This window comes from Streptosporangium sp. NBC_01469, assembly GCF_036227305.1.
Taxonomy (GTDB): domain Bacteria; phylum Actinomycetota; class Actinomycetes; order Streptosporangiales; family Streptosporangiaceae; genus Streptosporangium.
Map to the genome: position 1 here is coordinate 1243890 of NZ_CP109465.1, position 15471 is coordinate 1259360.

At 69.1% G+C, this 15471-nt stretch carries 13 protein-coding genes and 1 riboswitch; of the genes, 6 read left to right on the forward strand and 7 right to left on the reverse strand.

Annotated features, from left to right (window positions below; translation table 11 throughout):
- The first annotated feature begins 37 nt into the window (after positions 1-37).
- From OG587_RS05630 to disA, 4 genes are all read left to right on the forward strand, one after another.
- On the forward strand, positions 38-418 hold the full coding sequence (locus OG587_RS05630; protein WP_329087512.1) for a MerR family transcriptional regulator: 381 nt from the start codon (positions 38-40) through the stop codon (positions 416-418).
- The gene (gene trxA / locus OG587_RS05635) at positions 415-729 is read left to right on the forward strand and encodes a thioredoxin (protein ID WP_329087515.1); all 315 of its coding nucleotides are present in this window, start codon (positions 415-417) and stop codon (positions 727-729) included. Before OG587_RS05630 ends, trxA begins: the two co-directional genes overlap by 4 nt.
- 70 nt (positions 730-799) lie before the next feature.
- Positions 800-2203, forward strand: a complete 1404-nt coding sequence (gene radA / locus OG587_RS05640) for a DNA repair protein RadA (protein WP_329087516.1) — start codon at positions 800-802, stop codon at positions 2201-2203.
- Between the two features lie 274 nt (positions 2204-2477).
- Positions 2478-3563: a DNA integrity scanning diadenylate cyclase DisA gene (disA, locus tag OG587_RS05645; RefSeq protein ID WP_329087518.1), complete on the forward strand. Its 1086-nt coding sequence runs from the start codon at positions 2478-2480 to the stop codon at positions 3561-3563.
- Positions 3564-3755: 192 nt separating this feature from the next.
- On the opposite strand, the gene OG587_RS05650 is transcribed toward disA, so the two are convergent.
- Positions 3756-4430 (reverse strand): hypothetical protein, encoded by a 675-nt coding sequence (locus OG587_RS05650; protein ID WP_329087519.1) that lies wholly within the window; start codon positions 4428-4430, stop codon positions 3756-3758.
- Positions 4431-4563: 133 nt separating this feature from the next.
- Here OG587_RS05650 and OG587_RS05655 point away from each other — a divergent pair, with 133 nt between their 5' ends.
- A complete protein-coding gene (locus OG587_RS05655) occupies positions 4564-5439 on the forward strand; it encodes an A/G-specific adenine glycosylase (RefSeq protein WP_329087521.1) in 876 nt (291 codons plus the stop codon).
- 252 nt (positions 5440-5691) lie between these two features.
- On the opposite strand, the gene OG587_RS05660 is transcribed toward OG587_RS05655, so the two are convergent.
- The 5 genes from OG587_RS05660 to OG587_RS05680 all read right to left on the reverse strand — a co-directional run bounded on the left by OG587_RS05660 (position 5692) and on the right by OG587_RS05680 (position 13457).
- The gene (locus tag OG587_RS05660; protein WP_329087522.1) at positions 5692-6642 is read right to left on the reverse strand and encodes a TIM barrel protein; all 951 of its coding nucleotides are present in this window, start codon (positions 6640-6642) and stop codon (positions 5692-5694) included.
- Positions 6643-7015: 373 nt separating this feature from the next.
- Positions 7016-9523 (reverse strand): ATP-dependent Clp protease ATP-binding subunit, encoded by a 2508-nt coding sequence (locus tag OG587_RS05665; protein WP_329087525.1) that lies wholly within the window; start codon positions 9521-9523, stop codon positions 7016-7018.
- 279 nt (positions 9524-9802) lie between these two features.
- Complete coding sequence (locus OG587_RS05670; RefSeq protein ID WP_329087527.1) at positions 9803-10135, reverse strand: histone-like nucleoid-structuring protein Lsr2; 333 nt, start codon at positions 10133-10135, stop codon at positions 9803-9805.
- A gap of 1294 nt (positions 10136-11429) precedes the next feature.
- Entirely contained in the window at positions 11430-12584 is a 1155-nt protein-coding gene (locus tag OG587_RS05675; RefSeq protein WP_329087529.1) for an RDD family protein, read from the reverse strand.
- 219 nt (positions 12585-12803) lie between these two features.
- Positions 12804-13457: an amino-acid N-acetyltransferase gene (locus tag OG587_RS05680; protein ID WP_329087532.1), complete on the reverse strand. Its 654-nt coding sequence runs from the start codon at positions 13455-13457 to the stop codon at positions 12804-12806.
- Between the two features lie 336 nt (positions 13458-13793).
- A riboswitch (cyclic di-AMP (ydaO/yuaA leader) is annotated at positions 13794-13942 on the forward strand.
- A gap of 5 nt (positions 13943-13947) precedes the next feature.
- Between OG587_RS05680 and OG587_RS05685 the strand changes: the two genes are divergently transcribed.
- Positions 13948-14997, forward strand: coding sequence for an NlpC/P60 family protein (locus OG587_RS05685; RefSeq protein WP_329087534.1), 1050 nt, complete (start codon positions 13948-13950; stop codon positions 14995-14997).
- Between the two features lie 53 nt (positions 14998-15050).
- Here OG587_RS05685 and OG587_RS05690 read toward each other — a convergent pair whose 3' ends face one another.
- Positions 15051-15251, reverse strand: a complete 201-nt coding sequence (locus tag OG587_RS05690; RefSeq protein WP_030905642.1) for a LuxR C-terminal-related transcriptional regulator — start codon at positions 15249-15251, stop codon at positions 15051-15053.
- Positions 15252-15471: the final 220 nt, after the last annotated feature.

A 15471-nucleotide genomic window follows, 5' to 3' on the forward strand; every position in this document is an offset into this window, starting at 1 on the left:
ATGTCAAGGTCTATCGTCGTGTCGTGGGGAGGGCCGGATGCGGATCGGTGAGCTGGCGCGGCGGGCGGGTGTCAGCACCCGGGCGCTGCGCTACTACGAGCAGCAGGGGCTGATCACGGCCCGGCGCTCGGCCAACGGCTACCGGGAGTACGGGGAGGCGGATCTCAGACTCGTCTCCGAGATCCGTTCACTGCTCGCCGTCGGCTTCACCCTGGACGACGCCCGCCCGTTCGTGGCCTGCCTGCGGGCCGGTCACGACTCCGGGGGGTCGTGCCCGGAGTCCGTGGCCGTTTACCAGCGCAAGCTGGCGGAGATCGACGACGAGATCCGCACGCTTCTCACCCGGAGGGCGGAGGTGGCGGCGCAGCTGACCACGGCCTGCCCAGGATGCGTACTGAGGAAAGTGGGAGAATCATGATCACATTGACCGCGGAGAACTTCGACGAGCAGGTGCTGCGGAGCGACAAGCCCGTCCTGGTCGACTTCTGGGCCGAGTGGTGCGGGCCGTGCAGGATGATCGCGCCGGTCCTGGTGGAGATCGAGGCCGAGTACGGCGACCGCGTCACGATCGCCAAGCTCAACGCCGACGACTACCCCGAGATCACGGCGAGGTACGGCGTCCTCGGCCTGCCGACGCTCAACCTCTACAAGGGCGGCGAGGTGGTGCAGCAGATCAAGGGCGCCAAGCCCAAGCGCCTGCTCCTGGCCGACCTCGAAGGCCACATCTGACGGAGCGCGCACCGTCCCTCCCTGCGACTTTCAGGTGAAAGTTGTCGGGCCCTGCCGGTAACGTGCGGCCATGGCGAAGAAGGCTGGTGGCTACCGCTGTGCCGAGTGCGGGTGGCAGGCGGCCAAGTGGGTGGGGCGCTGCGGCGAGTGCCAGGCCTGGGGCACGGTCGAGGAGGAGACGGCGGCCGCGGGGGCGCGCGTGGCCTCCGCCGGGGCGGTGTCGGCACCGGCGGTGCCGATCGGCCAGGTCAAGGCCGAGGTGGCGCACGCGCGCGGCACCGGGGTGCCCGAGCTCGACCGGGTCCTCGGCGGCGGCCTGGTCCCCGGAGCCGTCGTGCTGCTCGCCGGTGAGCCCGGCATCGGCAAGTCGACTCTCCTGCTGGAGGCCGCGGCCAAGATCGCCCGGCAGCAGACGGTCCTCTACATCACGGGCGAGGAGTCGGCCGCCCAGGTGCGGATCAGGGCCGACCGGATCGGCGCGATCCAGGACCGCCTCTACCTGGCCGCCGAGACCGATCTGGGCGCGCTGGTCTCGCACGTCGAGCAGGTCCGGCCCGACCTGCTCATCGTCGACTCGGTGCAGACGATCGGCTCCACCCAGGCGACGGGCGTGCCCGGCGGGGTGACCCAGGTCAGGGAGGTCGCCGGAAACCTGGTGCGGCTGGCCAAGGAGCGCGGCATGGCCACCGTGCTGGTCGGCCACGTCACCAAGGAGGGCTCGATCGCCGGTCCCCGCACCCTGGAGCACCTGGTCGACGTCGTGCTCCACTTCGAGGGCGACCGGCACTCCCGGCTCCGCCTGGTCCGCGCGATCAAGAACCGGTACGGCCCGGTCGACGAGGTCGGCTGTTTCGATCTCCACGAGAGCGGCATCGAGGGCATCGCCGACGCCAGCGGCCTGTTCGTCTCCCACCGCACCGACCCGGTGCCCGGCACGTGCGTCACGGTCACCTTGGAGGGCACCCGGCCGCTGCCGGCCGAGGTCCAGGCCCTGGTCGCCAGGACCGAGGCCCAGCAGCCGCGCCGCTCCTCCTCCGGGCTCGACACCTACCGGGTGACGATGGTCCTGGCCGTGCTGGAGCGGCGGCTCAACGCCAAGCTGGGCGGGTGCGACGTCTTCACCGCCACCGTCGGGGGGATCAAGCTCAGCGATCCCGCGGTCGATCTGTCGGTGATGCTGGCGGTCGCCAGCGCGGCCGGCGACAAGGCGTTGCCCTCCGGCCTGGTGGTGCTCGGCGAGGTGGGCCTGGCCGGAGAGCTGCGCCCGGTGCGCGACGTGCGGCGCCGCCTGTCGGAGGCCGCCCGGCTGGGCTTCACCCGGGCGCTGGTCCCCTCGGGCTCCCTCGACACGGGCAAGAAGCACAACGGCGACCACTCCCTGGTCCCCGTGGCCGGACGTGGCGCGCCCTTCGCGCCCGGCTTCGACGTCGTCGAGGCGGAGAACGTCTGGGATGCCCTCACCCACGTCACCTGAGGAGAACGGCTGGGATGCCGCCCTCCACCCAGGTCACCCGAGACGCGTCCCCGCTCCCGTGGCCGTCACAGGCGCCGTACGGCCACACGGGCCGGCCGTCCGCGCCGGTGCGCCCCGTCACGGGCGCCGGGCGGAACGCGGTCGACGGCTCCGGCGGCGTCCGCGCCGGTGCGGCGCGTCACGGGCGCCGTACGGCGCGTGGCATCCGCCGATTCCAGACCGCGCGGGTCCTTCGCCGGTAAGCTGAGCGTTATACGCAGACCACGGGGGTCATGTGGCAGCAACCTACAGAGGACTCGACGAACGCCGCAGAGCCGTCCTGGCCGCGGTCGCACCGGGCACCGCTCTGCGCGACGGACTGGAGCGGATTCTCCGCGGGCACACGGGCGGTCTGATCGTGCTGGGATACGACGGCACGGTCGAGGAGATGTGCAGCGGCGGCTTCGAGCTCGACGTCGAGTTCTCCGCGACGCGGCTGCGCGAGCTGGCCAAGATGGACGGCGCCATCGTCCTCAACTCCGGCGATCTCCGGATCGTGCGCGCGGCCGTGCACCTGATGCCCGATCCGTCCATCCCCACCGACGAGTCCGGCACCCGGCACCGCACCGCCCAGCGCGTGGCCCTGCAGACGTCGCTGCCGGTCATCTCCCTCAGCAAGTCCATGCGGATCATCGCCCTCTACCTCGACGGCATCCGCTACGTGCTGGAGGAGTCGGCGGTCATCCTGTCCAAGTCCAACCAGGCCCTGGCCACGCTGGAGCGCTACAAGCTCCGCCTGGACGAGGTCTCCGGCACGCTCTCGGCGCTGGAGATCGAGGATCTGGTGACGGTCCGCGACATCGCGGTGGTCGCCCAGCGGCTGGAGATGGTCAGGCGCATCTCCGAGGAGATCGCGGGTTACGTGGTCGAGCTCGGCACCGACGGCCGGCTGCTCTCCCTGCAGCTGGACGAGCTCGTGGCCGGCACGGAGAGCGACCGCGAGCTGATCGTGCGCGACTACCTGCCCGCGGCGGGCCGCCGCCCGCGCAAGTTCGCCGAGGCGCTGCACGAGCTCGACCAGCTCTCCTCCGCCGAGCTGCTCGATCTCTCGGTCGTCGCCCAGATCCTCGGCCACTCGGGCAACGACGCCCTGGAGACCCCGGTGAGCCCCCGGGGCTACCGCCTGCTGGCCAAGGTCCCGCGCCTGCCGAACACCGTGGTCGACCGCCTCGTCGACCAGTTCGCCAGCCTGCAGAAGCTCCTGGCGGCCAGCATCGGCGAGCTCCAGGAGGTGGGCGGGGTGGGCGAGGCCAGGGCCCGCCACATCCGCGAGGGCCTGTCCCGGCTGGCGGAGTCGTCCATCCTGGAACGCTACGTCTGAGGTCCCCGCCCGGCGGGCCCCGGGGCACCCACGGCGTCCCCGGGCGTCCCCGGGGTCCCGCCCGGCGCGAACCCGAGGCCCCCGCCGAACGAGAACCCCGACGGCCGCCGGAGTCGGACCCGGGGTCCCCGCCGGGCGGGAACCCCCGGCCGCCGAGTCGCGAGGTCCCCGCCGCGCGGGGATCCCCGGCGGCTAACGAAGGTGGAAGACGGCCTTGCGGCTCCGCAGGCCCGGGGCATGGACCACCGCGACGTAGGTGCCGGGCAGGGCTGCGGCACGGTCGGCGGCGCAGTCGTCACCGGACCGGCGGCGGTCCCACACCAGCTCCTTGACATACGGGATGCCGCGGTCGAGTTCGCGGACGTTGCCGGCCTCGCCGCTGACGCAGTCGGAGGACGACCACACGCGGTCGTCGCCGGAGGTGATGCGCACCTCCATCGCGCGCGGCCCCACGTCGGTGGTGCACATCACCTTGCCGACGTTGACGAGGGTGAGAATGAACCGGGGCCGGATGCCCGGCGGGTAGACCGTCCCCTGGCCCTCCATGCTCAGCACGAGCTGCGGGGAGACACAGGCCTCGCCTGGCCGCCTGGGCCTGGCGGCCGCCCTGGTCGCCGCCGGCGTGGGCGTGGGGCTCGCGGACGTCGAGGGGATGACCGTCACGGTCGGCAGGACGGCCAGCAGCGGGTCCGGCGTCTCCTGCCCGGCGGCCGGGGTGTTCCTCTCCCTGACGTCGTCCGGCCCGCTCGTCGACGAGCAGGCCCACGCCACGACGGCGACCACCACGAGCACACCGACGAGCGCGGCCATCCGGCGCCGCCAGTAGATGTCGACTCCGATATCGCTACGGAACGTGTCGGGATCCATACGCTCAGTATGGTTAGTCCTCGCGGGCCACAGGAGGCGACCCGCCGCTTCCGGCCTGTTTCGGCCTCCGGTCACGTGCCGGGGTCGGGCGAAGACGGACCAAGGCCGCCCGATCCCGCACTATCGTCGAAAGGTGCCCGAGCCGAACCGCCTCCTCGAACCCATCCTCGACTGGTACGCCGGCAACGCCCGCGACCTGCCCTGGCGGACGCCCGGCGCCTCCCCCTGGTCGATCCTGGTCAGCGAGATCATGCTGCAGCAGACTCCGGTGGTCAGGGTGCTGCCCCTCTGGACCGAGTGGATGGAGCGCTGGCCCACGCCCGCCTCCCTCGCCCGCGAGTCCCCCGGCGAGGCCGTACGCCACTGGGGCCGCCTCGGCTACCCCCGCCGGGCACTGAACCTGCACGCGTGCGCCCGCGCGATCACCGACCGGTACGGCGGAGAGGTCCCCACCGATCACGACGCCCTGCTGACACTTCCCGGCGTGGGCGAGTACACCGCCGCCGCGGTCGCCAGCTTCGCCTTCAAGGGCCGCCACGCGGTTCTCGACACCAACGTGCGGCGGGTCCTGGCGCGGGCCGTCAGCGGCCAGGAGTATCCGCCGAAGGCCACCACGCCCGCCGAGCGCAGGCTCGCCGCCTCGCTGCTCCCCGACGCCGGCCGCGCGCCCGTCTGGGCGGTCGCCGTCATGGAACTGGGCGCCCTGGTCTGCACCGCTCGCGCCGCCCGCTGCGCCGACTGCCCGATCAGCGACCTGTGCGCCTGGCGCCTGGCGGGCAAGCCGGCCCACGACGGTCCGGCGCGCAGGGGCCAGACGTACGCGGGAACGGATCGCCAGTGCCGCGGCCGCCTTCTCGCGGTGCTGCGCCAGGCCCACGGCGCCGTGCCCAAGGACGCTCTCGACGTGGTCTGGGACGACGCCCCGCAGCGCGAGCGGGCCCTCGACGGCCTGGTGGCGGACGGACTGGCCGAGGTCCTCGACGACGGCACCTACCGTCTCCCCGGCTGAAACGGCACGGACCGCCTCCCGGCCCGACCAGGCGTTCTCCCGCCGGACGGGAGCACGGACCGCCTCCGAGCCGGGCCACGAGCCGCGCCGGGCCCTCCCGGGCCTTCTCCGGGCTCTCCCAGACCGGGGGTGGCCCGGCCCCGGCTCGGATGGCCTTTCCCGCCGGGGCCTTCCCCGCCGAGGCCTCCGTGCACGACGGGGAAGGCTCCCGCCGCCGCGCCGCGAACCCGGCGAACCGGCGAGCGAGGAGGATCAGGCGGCGAGGCGCAGCCCGAGGGCGGTGAGGCTGGTGCGGGCCCAGTCGAGCTCTTCGGCGATCATGCTGACCAGGGCGCCGGGGCCCCTGGCCCTCAGGGGCACGGCCAGGTCGTGGGTCTCCACCTCGATGTGGGCGGTGCCGTTCACCGCGCCGGAGAGCATCGCGGTGAGGGTGTCCTCCAGGACCGGCCGGGTGCTGGGCAGCTCCTGGCAGGAGGCGGCCATGTGGTTGTGTACGTGGCCGAGCTTCACCACCGGGGCTCCGGCGGCCGCCAGGCCGCGCAGGGCGGCTCCGGGCTCCTCAGAGCCGCCCGCGAGGTAGCAGGCGTCCAGGCAGATGCCGAGGTGCTCGGAGTCGATGCCGCCGACCCGGTCGAGGGCCTGCTTGGTGGTCTCCAGCACGCATCCGGGCCACGGCTCGAAACCGACCCTGATCGTCTTGCCGGTGACGCTGTACAGCCCGCGCAGCTCGCGGGCGAGGCGCTCCAGCCGTCGCGAGGCGATCGAATGCAGATCGGCCGGCCAGTCGCGGCGCCAGCCGATGGGGATGGTGGAGATGCTTCCGAAGCGGACGTCCTGCGGGAGCAGGAAGGCCAGGATCCTGGCCAGCGCCATCGTGTAGCGGTAGCGCTCGGGCTTGGCCCAGTCGGGGCCCGGGACCTCCTGGTTCCTGCCACCGGTGCCGTTGAGGCTGACGACCTCCAGGCCGCGCTCCTCGAGGGAGCGGCGCAGGCGCACCAGCTCGATCCTGTCGGCGGTGAGGTGGTCGGCGACGCTCGGGGAGAGCCACAGGCCGACCCCCATGCGCTCCACCCCGAGGCGCTTGCGCACCGGCACCGCGTATCGCGTCAGGTGCGCGATGAGGTTCTCCAGATCCTCGGCGGGGTGCACGCCCGCGTTGTAGGCCAGGTGAACGAGTGTCCCGTCCTCGTGCCGTAAACGCATGCGTGCCTCCAAGGCGTACTTCCGTGTAAGCGTCCCCGATAGCCCCGCGCCGGTCGTCGACGGCGGCGTGAGCCGGAGCTCTCCCTGTCGGGAGCTCGATCCGGTCGTCTGAAGCATCCCGCGCGGCCACCGACCTCCGCGTCACTCCCGGAGCTGATTCCTCGGTACGTCGCTGGGCTGACCTCGATACCGCTCTCACCGCAGCCAGTACTACTTTGAGATCATCTGGATGAGAGTCACCGAACTCGCTCTACAGAGTGTAGTACTACCTGTCGTGGCGAGATACCGTCTTTGGTAACAAATAAGCAGACCCCGCCGTGAGTCTCCTCACGGCGGGGTCTGCTCTGCCTGATCAGGCCATGCCTGACCGTTCCTAGTTCTGGATCGGCTCCGCGATGGCGGCGGCCGAGTCGGGAACCTGGTCGGCCGGCGCGTTCTCACCGATGAAGGTGAACTTCGCGTTCTCCCCCTCGCCCTCGATCGCGATCTTCACGATCTGGCCGGGACGGAGCTCGCCGTACAGGATCTTCTCGGACAGGGTGTCCTCCAGCTCGCGCTGGATCGTACGGCGGAGCGGACGCGCGCCCATCACCGGGTCGTAGCCACGGTCGGCCAGCAGCTGCTTGGCCTCCTGCGTGAGCTCCATCCCCATGTCGCGGTCCTTCAGACGCAGGCCCACCTGGGCCAGCATCAGGTCGACGATGCGGATGATCTCCTTCGGCGTGAGCTGGTGGAAGACCACGATGTCGTCGACACGGTTGAGGAACTCCGGCCGGAAGTGCTGCTTGAGCTCCTCCTGGACCTTGGACTTCATCCGGTCGTAGTTGGACTCGGCGTCGTTGTTCTTCGCGAAGCCGACCCCCTGACCCTTGGAGATGTCGCGGGTGCCGAGGTTCGTCGTCATGATGATGACGGTGTTCTTGAAGTCGACCACCCGGCCCTGGGCGTCGGTCAGGCGACCGTCTTCCAGGATCTGCAGCAGCGAGTTGAAGATGTCGGGGTGGGCCTTCTCGATCTCGTCGAACAGGACGACCGAGAACGGCTTGCGCCGCACCTTCTCCGTCAGCTGGCCGCCCTCCTCGTATCCGACATAGCCGGGAGGCGAGCCGAACAGGCGGGAGACGGTGTGCTTCTCCATGAACTCCGACATGTCCAGCATGATCAGCGCGTCCTCGTCCCCGAACAGGAACTCGGCCAACGCCTTGGACAGCTCGGTCTTACCGACACCGGACGGGCCGGCGAAGATGAACGAGCCACCCGGGCGACGCGGGTCCTTCAGACCGGCGCGCGTACGGCGGATCGAGCGGGACAGACCCTTGATGGCGTCGTCCTGACCGATGATCCGCTTGTGCAGCTCGTCCTCCATGCGGAGCAGTCGCTGGGACTCCTCCTCGGTGAGCTTGAAGACCGGGATGCCGGTGGCGGTCGCCAGGACCTCCGCGATGAGCTCCTCGGTGACCTCGGCGACGACGTCCATGTCGCCGGCCTTCCACTCCTTCTCGCGGCGCTCGCGCTTGAGCTGGAGCTGCTTCTCCTGGTCACGCAGCGCGGCGGCCTTCTCGAAGTCCTGCGCGTCGATCGCGGACTCCTTGTCGCGCCGCACGTTGGCGATCTTCTCGTCGTACTCGCGGAGGTCCGGCGGCGCGGTCATGCGGCGAATGCGCATGCGCGAGCCGGCCTCGTCGATGAGGTCGATCGCCTTGTCCGGCAGGAACCGGTCGCTGATGTAGCGGTCGGCCAGCTGCGCGGCGGCCACCAGGGCGCCGTCCGTGATGGAGACGCGGTGGTGGGCCTCGTAACGGTCGCGCAGGCCCTTGAGGATCTCGATCGTGTGGCTGAGGCTGGGCTCGGCCACCTGGATCGGCTGGAAGCGCCGCTCGAGCGCCGCGTCCTTCTCCAGGTGCTTGCGGTACTCGTCGAGGGTGGTGGCCCCGATGGTCTGCAGCTCGCCTCGGGCCAGCATCGGCTTCAGGATGCTGGCGGCGTCGATCGCGCCCTCGGCGGCACCCGCGCCGACGAGCGTGTGGAGCTCGTCGATGAACAGGATGATGTCGCCTCGGGTGCGGATCTCCTTGAGGACCTTCTTCAGCCGCTCCTCGAAGTCACCGCGGTAGCGGGAACCCGCCACCAGGGCGCCCAGGTCGAGGGTGTAGAGCTGCTTGTCCTTGAGCGTCTCCGGCACCTCGCCCTTGACGATCTTCTGGGACAGGCCCTCCACGACGGCGGTCTTGCCGACGCCGGGCTCGCCCACCAGGACCGGGTTGTTCTTGGTCCTGCGGGACAGGACCTGCATGACCCGCTCGATCTCCTTCTCCCGGCCGATGACCGGGTCGAGCTTGCCCTCGCGGGCGGCCTGGGTCAGGTTGCGGCCGAACTGGTCCAGCACAAGGGAGGTCGACGGCGCGGCCTCGGTCGGACCGCCCGCGGCGGCCGGCTCCTTGCCCTGGTAGCCGTGGAGCAACTGGATGACCTGCTGCCGGACCCGGTTGAGATCGGCTCCCAGCTTCACCAGCACCTGGGCGGCGACGCCCTCGCCCTCACGGATGAGGCCGAGCAGGATGTGCTCGGTGCCGATGTAGTTGTGGCCTAGTTGCAGGGCTTCGCGGAGCGAAAGCTCAAGGACCTTCTTGGCACGCGGGGTGAACGGAATGTGCCCCGACGGCGCAGACTGACCCTGGCCGATGATCTCCTCGACCTGCTGACGCACACCTTCAAGACTGATGCCGAGGCTCTCCAGAGCCTTGGCGGCAACGCCTTCACCTTCATGGATCAAGCCAAGAAGAATGTGCTCCGTACCGATGTAGTTGTGGTTGAGCATCCTGGCCTCTTCTTGGGCCAGGACGACAACCCGCCGTGCGCGGTCGGTGAACCTCTCGAACATCTCGTCGCTCCTCACAGAGCGGTCAGGCAGGTCCGGGATATCCGAGCCCTGTCATCCCGCATGGTAGCCCCGACCCGGCGACCGCTCTATGCAGAAGACGTTCCCCGAGAGCAGGGCGTTCACCCTCCATCCAACTACTTACGGGGGGCGGGATGTTCCCGCTACGCCGCAAGCGAACGACGTTTCGCTTCCAGTCAAACGCATCATGCGGTCATGGCCGCCACCGGACCCCACCGTGACCGCCATAACCGCATGATTCACTCGATCCGCTGGGCCGATCTAGTGAGCCGCTTCGTACTGCTCGACGATCTTGGAGGCGATTCGACCGCGCTCGCTGACATTAAGGCCGTGGGACTTCGCCCACGCCCGGATGTCGGCGCTCTTCTCTCGCGTGAGTGCCCGCGCTCCGCCTGCGCGGCGGCGGCGGGGAGCCAGGGCGCCGGAACGACGGGCGCTCTGCACGAAAGCCGACAGGGAGTCGCGGAGCTTCTTCGCGTTAACGTCACTCAGGTCAATCTCATAGCTGGTGCCGTCAATCGCGAAGGCGACAGTCTCATTGGCCTCGCCCCCATCGAGGTCGTCGATGAGAATCTCCTGGATCTGCTTGGCCATCTACACAATCCTTTCGCGGAGTATTGTTTCATTCGCAAGCTAAACATATACCCGCGATCGAAGAGCGGCAATTCCAGGAGCCCGGCGATTCTCACAGGCAACCGAGACTCCCAGTCGAGCCTCCTGTGGATCAGCTCTTCTGCGACTCGGGGCCTGGCCGTTTTGCCGGTCGCCGGCCGACGGCTTCACTCCGAAGTAGCTTGACGACTCCGAAGATGAAGGCCCCGCCGACGACCGCCGGGGGTATCAACGCGGACAATACGTCGTACATTCGTCCTCGCTCCGCACCGTGGGTGGCTTTCTGGGGACCATGGAAATGTGGCGGCGACTCTCCGGGCCGCGCAGGCGCGCCCGATCGGTCCGGAACCGCCCACAGATGACCATAGCGCCACCGGCCGGCGACGCGCGTCAGCAGGGGCGACCATGCCGTCTCTCTCCAGCCTAATGCTTCTCTCCAGCCGCCTTACCGGTTGCAGTCGTAAAGCCCTGAGGAAAAACCGGCGGGACGATCAGGTGATCATCCCCGTCCCCGTAATACCAATGCCCGGCGGGTTCCCGGCCGCCACACCGTCGGCCTCCTGGCGACGAAGTCCCTGCTGAAGGGACCTGTCGGCCATGATGAACGACACCTTGCCACGGAACCGGAGATCGCCGCGAGCGGGTTCATCACGGGAATGCCCGCCGCCGGCAGAACGCCCGGACGGAGAGCTGCTCGCTTCATCACCCCGGTGTGGACCGATGTGACACAAGCGTATGGAACAAGACGGATCTTCAACACTTTCTCGTCAAGAGTACGACCCGCTCTGGCACGGAGTACATAGTCGTAGACCGTATAACCACCAAAGACGATGGGCCTGTCGGACAACCCCGCCAACACCACGCGCCCCCGATCCGGATCCGTAAGAAGGCCTTCACCGGCTGTCCTGAACACGCGACGGAAGGCGAAGAAGAGAATCCGGCGCGGGGTCGCCGAGGATGCCGGAGGCACGCAGGGCCGACCATTCGGCGAGTAGTGCGCGAACCCCCGACGGGGGTGGATCCGGCATTGACGCCTCATAGGAGACCCACGGGCGCCTGTGAGCCCGTTGTGGGCACCGTACGCGAATATTCCGGCGAGCGGGCCGAGACTCGGTCATAAGTTCCCCCACGTTGCTCAGGGCGCGGCAAATGGTTTTGCGGCTTCCGCGGCCCCCGGACCCCGCGACCCTTACGGGCCCCCTATGGGTCCCCGTTTTCTCACCCGCGCACGAAAACGGGGCCGGCGGTTGAACCGCCGGCCCCGCTATTCAGGGAACTACTTGATCTTGACGACGACCGTCGCGGCGGCCTTGTCGTGCAGGGTCTGCCGCAGCGGCTTGTCCCACAGCTGCCACAGGACGTTGACGAGATAGAAGACGTAGGCGATGAGGCCCGCGAGCGGGATCCAGGTCAGGCCGTAGGGGCCCCAGAGGACGCCGGCGCGCTTGACCGCCACGTCCGAGCTGAGGCCACCGGGCGACAGCGCGCCGCCGACCGGCACGACCTTGATGCCCATGACCATCTTGCCGACCGTCTGCCCGCCCCGGCTGAGCATGAAGAACTCGTAGGCCACGTAGATGCCCGCGGTGATCAGCGCGGTGAGCAGGCCGGCGAGGAAGTAGCCGCTCCCGCCCGAGGTGACGCCCGTCTGCAGGTTGAAGTCGTAGGGCGTCACGACCAGGGAGTTGATCACCGTGGTGACGATGAACAGCGGGATCGCCAGGATGACCCCGTCGATGATCCTCGCCACCAGACGCTGCCACCACTCGGCGAGCGGGGCGGGTGCCCCGGGAGGACCGCCGTACGGCTGCCCGTAGCCCTGCTGGCCGTACGCGGGCTGCTGCTGGCCGTAACCCTGCTGCCCGTAGTCGGGCTGCTGGCCGTAACCGGGCTGGCCGTACTGCTGCTGCCCGTAGTCGGGCTGCTGGCCATAACCCGGCTGCTGCCCGTAGTCGGGCTGGGACTGCTGACCGTAGCCGGGCTGCTGCTGGCCGTAACCCGGCTGCTGGCCGTACCCGGGCTGGGGCTGCTGGCCGTAACCGGGCTGCTCCTGGGACGCCTGCTGACCGTAACCGGGCTGCTGCCCGTACGCCCCCGTCCCGCCCTGCTGCCCGTACGCGCCGGTCCCGCCCTGCTGGCCGTACCCGGGCTGGGACTGCTGACCGTAACCGGGCTGCTCCTGGGACGCCTGCTGACCGTAGCCGGGCTGCTGCCCGTACGCGCCGGTCCCGCCCTGCTGCCCGTAGCCCTGCTGCTGGCCGTACTGCTGCTGCCCGTAGTCGGGCTGCTGGCCATACCCGGGCTGCTGACCGTAACCGGGCTGCTGGCCGTAGCCCTGTTGCCCGTAGCCCTGCTGGCCGTAACCGGGCTGACTCTGTCCTGGGCCGGTGTTCGGCTGTGAGGCCTCCGACCGATATCCCACAACTGTCACGTCGGGGTCGAGTTCGCCAGCGGCTCGACCCGCGTTGTGCTGTCCGTAATCCGGATACCCCGACGGTGTGCGATCGCGGTCGGGATCATCCTGTGGATACGGCGGCTGTCCGGTGCTCACCGCGTCACCTCACTTAGACTGCGCATGTGGCAAATGTCAGACGCACATGCTTGCTGCTGCACAAGGTATCGACATAGGTATCGACAGTCACCTTTCCGATCAGTCAGCTCTAAAGTCATCAGAGTCGGGCTCGCGTGTCAGGTGCAGCAGCATCCGGGTGTTTCCCAAGGTGTTGGGCTTGACGTGCTCCAGATCCAGGAACTCCGCCACACCCTCGTCGTAGGAGGCGAGAAGTTCGGCGTAGACCTCGGGGGCGACGGGCGTGCCCTGGATCTCCCGGAAACCGTGCCTGGTGAAGAAGTCGACCTCGAAGGTCAGGCAGAAAACCCGGCGCAGGCCGAGTTCGACGGCCGTGCGAATGAGCGCGGAGACGATCCGGTGGCCGATTCCCATCCCCCTGCGGCCCGGATCGACGGCGACGGTGCGGATCTCGGCCAGATCCTCCCAGAGGACGTGGAGTGCCCCGCAGCCGACGACCTCCCCCTCCGCGTCGGTGGCGACCCAGAACTCCTGGACGTCCTCGTACAGGGTGACGGTGGCCTTCTCCAGCAGGCGCGGGCCGGCGCCGCCGTAGGTGTCGACGAGCCGCCTGACGGCGCGGACGTCCGGGGTGCGGGCACGGCGGACCGTGATCTCGGGGCCCGCGCCGGACGCGGGCGAGTCCGGCTCCGCCCCCTCGGATCCGGCGCGCCACTCCCCGCCGCCGGGAGCGCGAACGACCGGTGCGGGAGAATGCTCAGCAAGCTGCTCCATGACCATTCAGCGTACGTCCTCACCGGTCTTCAATTACGGCTCGCCCTTAACTCGCAGCCCACAGCCCTCACGTGACCCTTGGTAATCGTTTTACCACACTGAGCGCACGACTCCTCTCGTGTGCCACAACTCACCTTTGGCACGGTCCCGGACCTGGGAAGACCTCCGCCGCACCCGTCACCCACGAGGCAAAGGCAGCGTAATGGCCATGTTGATCATATTGCCATGTGATCTTTCCGTGACATTTCAGTTGCGAAACCTCTACTGAATTCGCAGTTCTGGTTGAGCAGGAACCACGGGTGCACTAATCTCCGTGCTCGATGTCAGAGACGTAAAAAGCCTGACCCGCCGAATCCCCCACCAGCGGGGAACCGGGGACCCACCACGTCCTCCGGGGTGAATCCGAGTGCCACCGGCGCACCCGGTAGGGCTGCCTCCGGCCCGAACCCGTCAGCTAACCCGGTAGGCGGCCGAGGAGAGGAGCCTGTTGGTGAAGCGCACGCGCGACCGCGGAGGAAAGCACACGGGCGACGACGCCCGCCGTCGAGAACGCGCGCCGCGAGGGCTGCGCCGCCGCATGGCGGTCATCGGCCTGGCATTCGCCACCCTGACCCTCGGCACACCGCTGGTGGCGGCCACCGCCGATCCCGAGCCCAGCCTCCAGCAGCTGGCCAAGCAGGCCGAGAAGCTGCACGAGGAGATCGGCACCCTCGCCGAGCGGTACAACGGCGAGCGGGTCAAGCTCAAGCAGGCCCAGCGGGCCGCGGAGAGCGCCAAGAAGACCCTGGCGTCGAGCGAGTCCGAGCTGGCCATCCGCCGCACCAAGGCCACCCTTCTGGCGCAGAGCACCTACATGTCGGGCGGCCTCAACTCCGGGCTCGCCTTCACGCAGGCTACGGATCCCGACACCTTCCTCGACCAGGCCACCACCAACTACGCGCTCCAGCAGCAGCAGAGCGAGGAGGTCGCCCAGGTGGCCCGATCGATCGAGGCCGCCGAGCGGGCGCAGGCCAGCGCCAAGGCGAGGACCTCGGAGGTCAAGAAGCTCCTGGCGGAGCTCGACGGCAACCGGACCAAGATCGAACGGCTGGTCGCGCGGGTCGAGAGCAATCTGTTCAGCGAGGTGCGCAGCAGGGCCGTCAGCAACAGGGGCGCCAGGGTGAAGACCAACGTGCCCATCGTGGGCAGCGGCAAGGCCGCGGAGGCCACCCGCTGGGCGCTCACCCAGCAGCTCAAGCCGTACGTCTGGGGCGCCGAGGGTCCCAACTCCTTCGACTGCTCCGGGCTGGTCATGTGGGCCTACCAGAAGGTCGGCATCAGCCTGCCGCACTACACCGGCAACCAGTGGACCGCGGGCACCCACGTCACCAGGAACGAGCTGCGCCCCGGCGACCTGGTCTTCTTCTACAGCGACCTGCACCACGTCGGGATCTACATCGGCGCGGGCCTGATGGTCCACGCGCCCCAGACGGGTGACGTCGTCCACATCGCCACGATCGACAACCGGCCCTTCGCCGGAGGCGTCCGCATCGCCGACTGAACGTGCCCGGCCCGCACGCGTGTCCGGCCCGACCTGCCGGACACGCGGCGGTGCTAGATCAGGCGGCGGCGGGCGGCCCAGGCCACGGCCTCGATCGCCGTGGCGACACCGATGCGGTCGCAGATGCCTCTCAGCCTGCGCCTGACGGTCCGCCCGCTGATGTCGAGGCGACGACCCACCCGATCCACCGTGACACCCTTGGCGAGCTCAGCCAGCAGCACGAGGTCGTCGTCGCTGAGACCGATATCGCTCATGCCCAGGGGGCTGTCGCCATGGCGTGAATCCACTTCTGGATATGCCATCAAGAGTCACTCCCCCCACTCTGGAAACCGGGTGCGAGACGCCGGAAATGAATACCGTCCGCCAGGAACGGTAAACGCCTTGTTCAAAGGTCGTCAAGTTCCACTCTTCATAGCGTGCGTCCAGTATTGACATAGTAGGCGCTACATGAAGTACTCATGATATGTCAGTGCC

Bases quoted from the DNA above. Each gene is read 5' to 3' on its own strand.
- OG587_RS05660 (WP_329087522.1), bottom strand. From the start codon at position 6,642: ATGCGTTTACGGCACGAGGACGGGACACTCGTTCACCTGGCCTACAAC.
- radA (WP_329087516.1), top strand. From the start codon at position 800: ATGGCGAAGAAGGCTGGTGGCTACCGCTGTGCCGAGTGCGGGTGGCAG.
- OG587_RS05690 (WP_030905642.1), bottom strand. From the start codon at position 15,251: ATGAGCGATATCGGTCTCAGCGACGACGACCTCGTGCTGCTGGCTGAG.
- OG587_RS05670 (WP_329087527.1), bottom strand. From the start codon at position 10,135: ATGGCCAAGCAGATCCAGGAGATTCTCATCGACGACCTCGATGGGGGC.
- OG587_RS05665 (WP_329087525.1), bottom strand. From the start codon at position 9,523: ATGTTCGAGAGGTTCACCGACCGCGCACGGCGGGTTGTCGTCCTGGCC.
- OG587_RS05630 (WP_329087512.1), top strand. From the start codon at position 38: ATGCGGATCGGTGAGCTGGCGCGGCGGGCGGGTGTCAGCACCCGGGCG.
- trxA (WP_329087515.1), top strand. From the start codon at position 415: ATGATCACATTGACCGCGGAGAACTTCGACGAGCAGGTGCTGCGGAGC.
- OG587_RS05650 (WP_329087519.1), bottom strand. From the start codon at position 4,430: ATGGATCCCGACACGTTCCGTAGCGATATCGGAGTCGACATCTACTGG.
- OG587_RS05680 (WP_329087532.1), bottom strand. From the start codon at position 13,457: ATGGAGCAGCTTGCTGAGCATTCTCCCGCACCGGTCGTTCGCGCTCCC.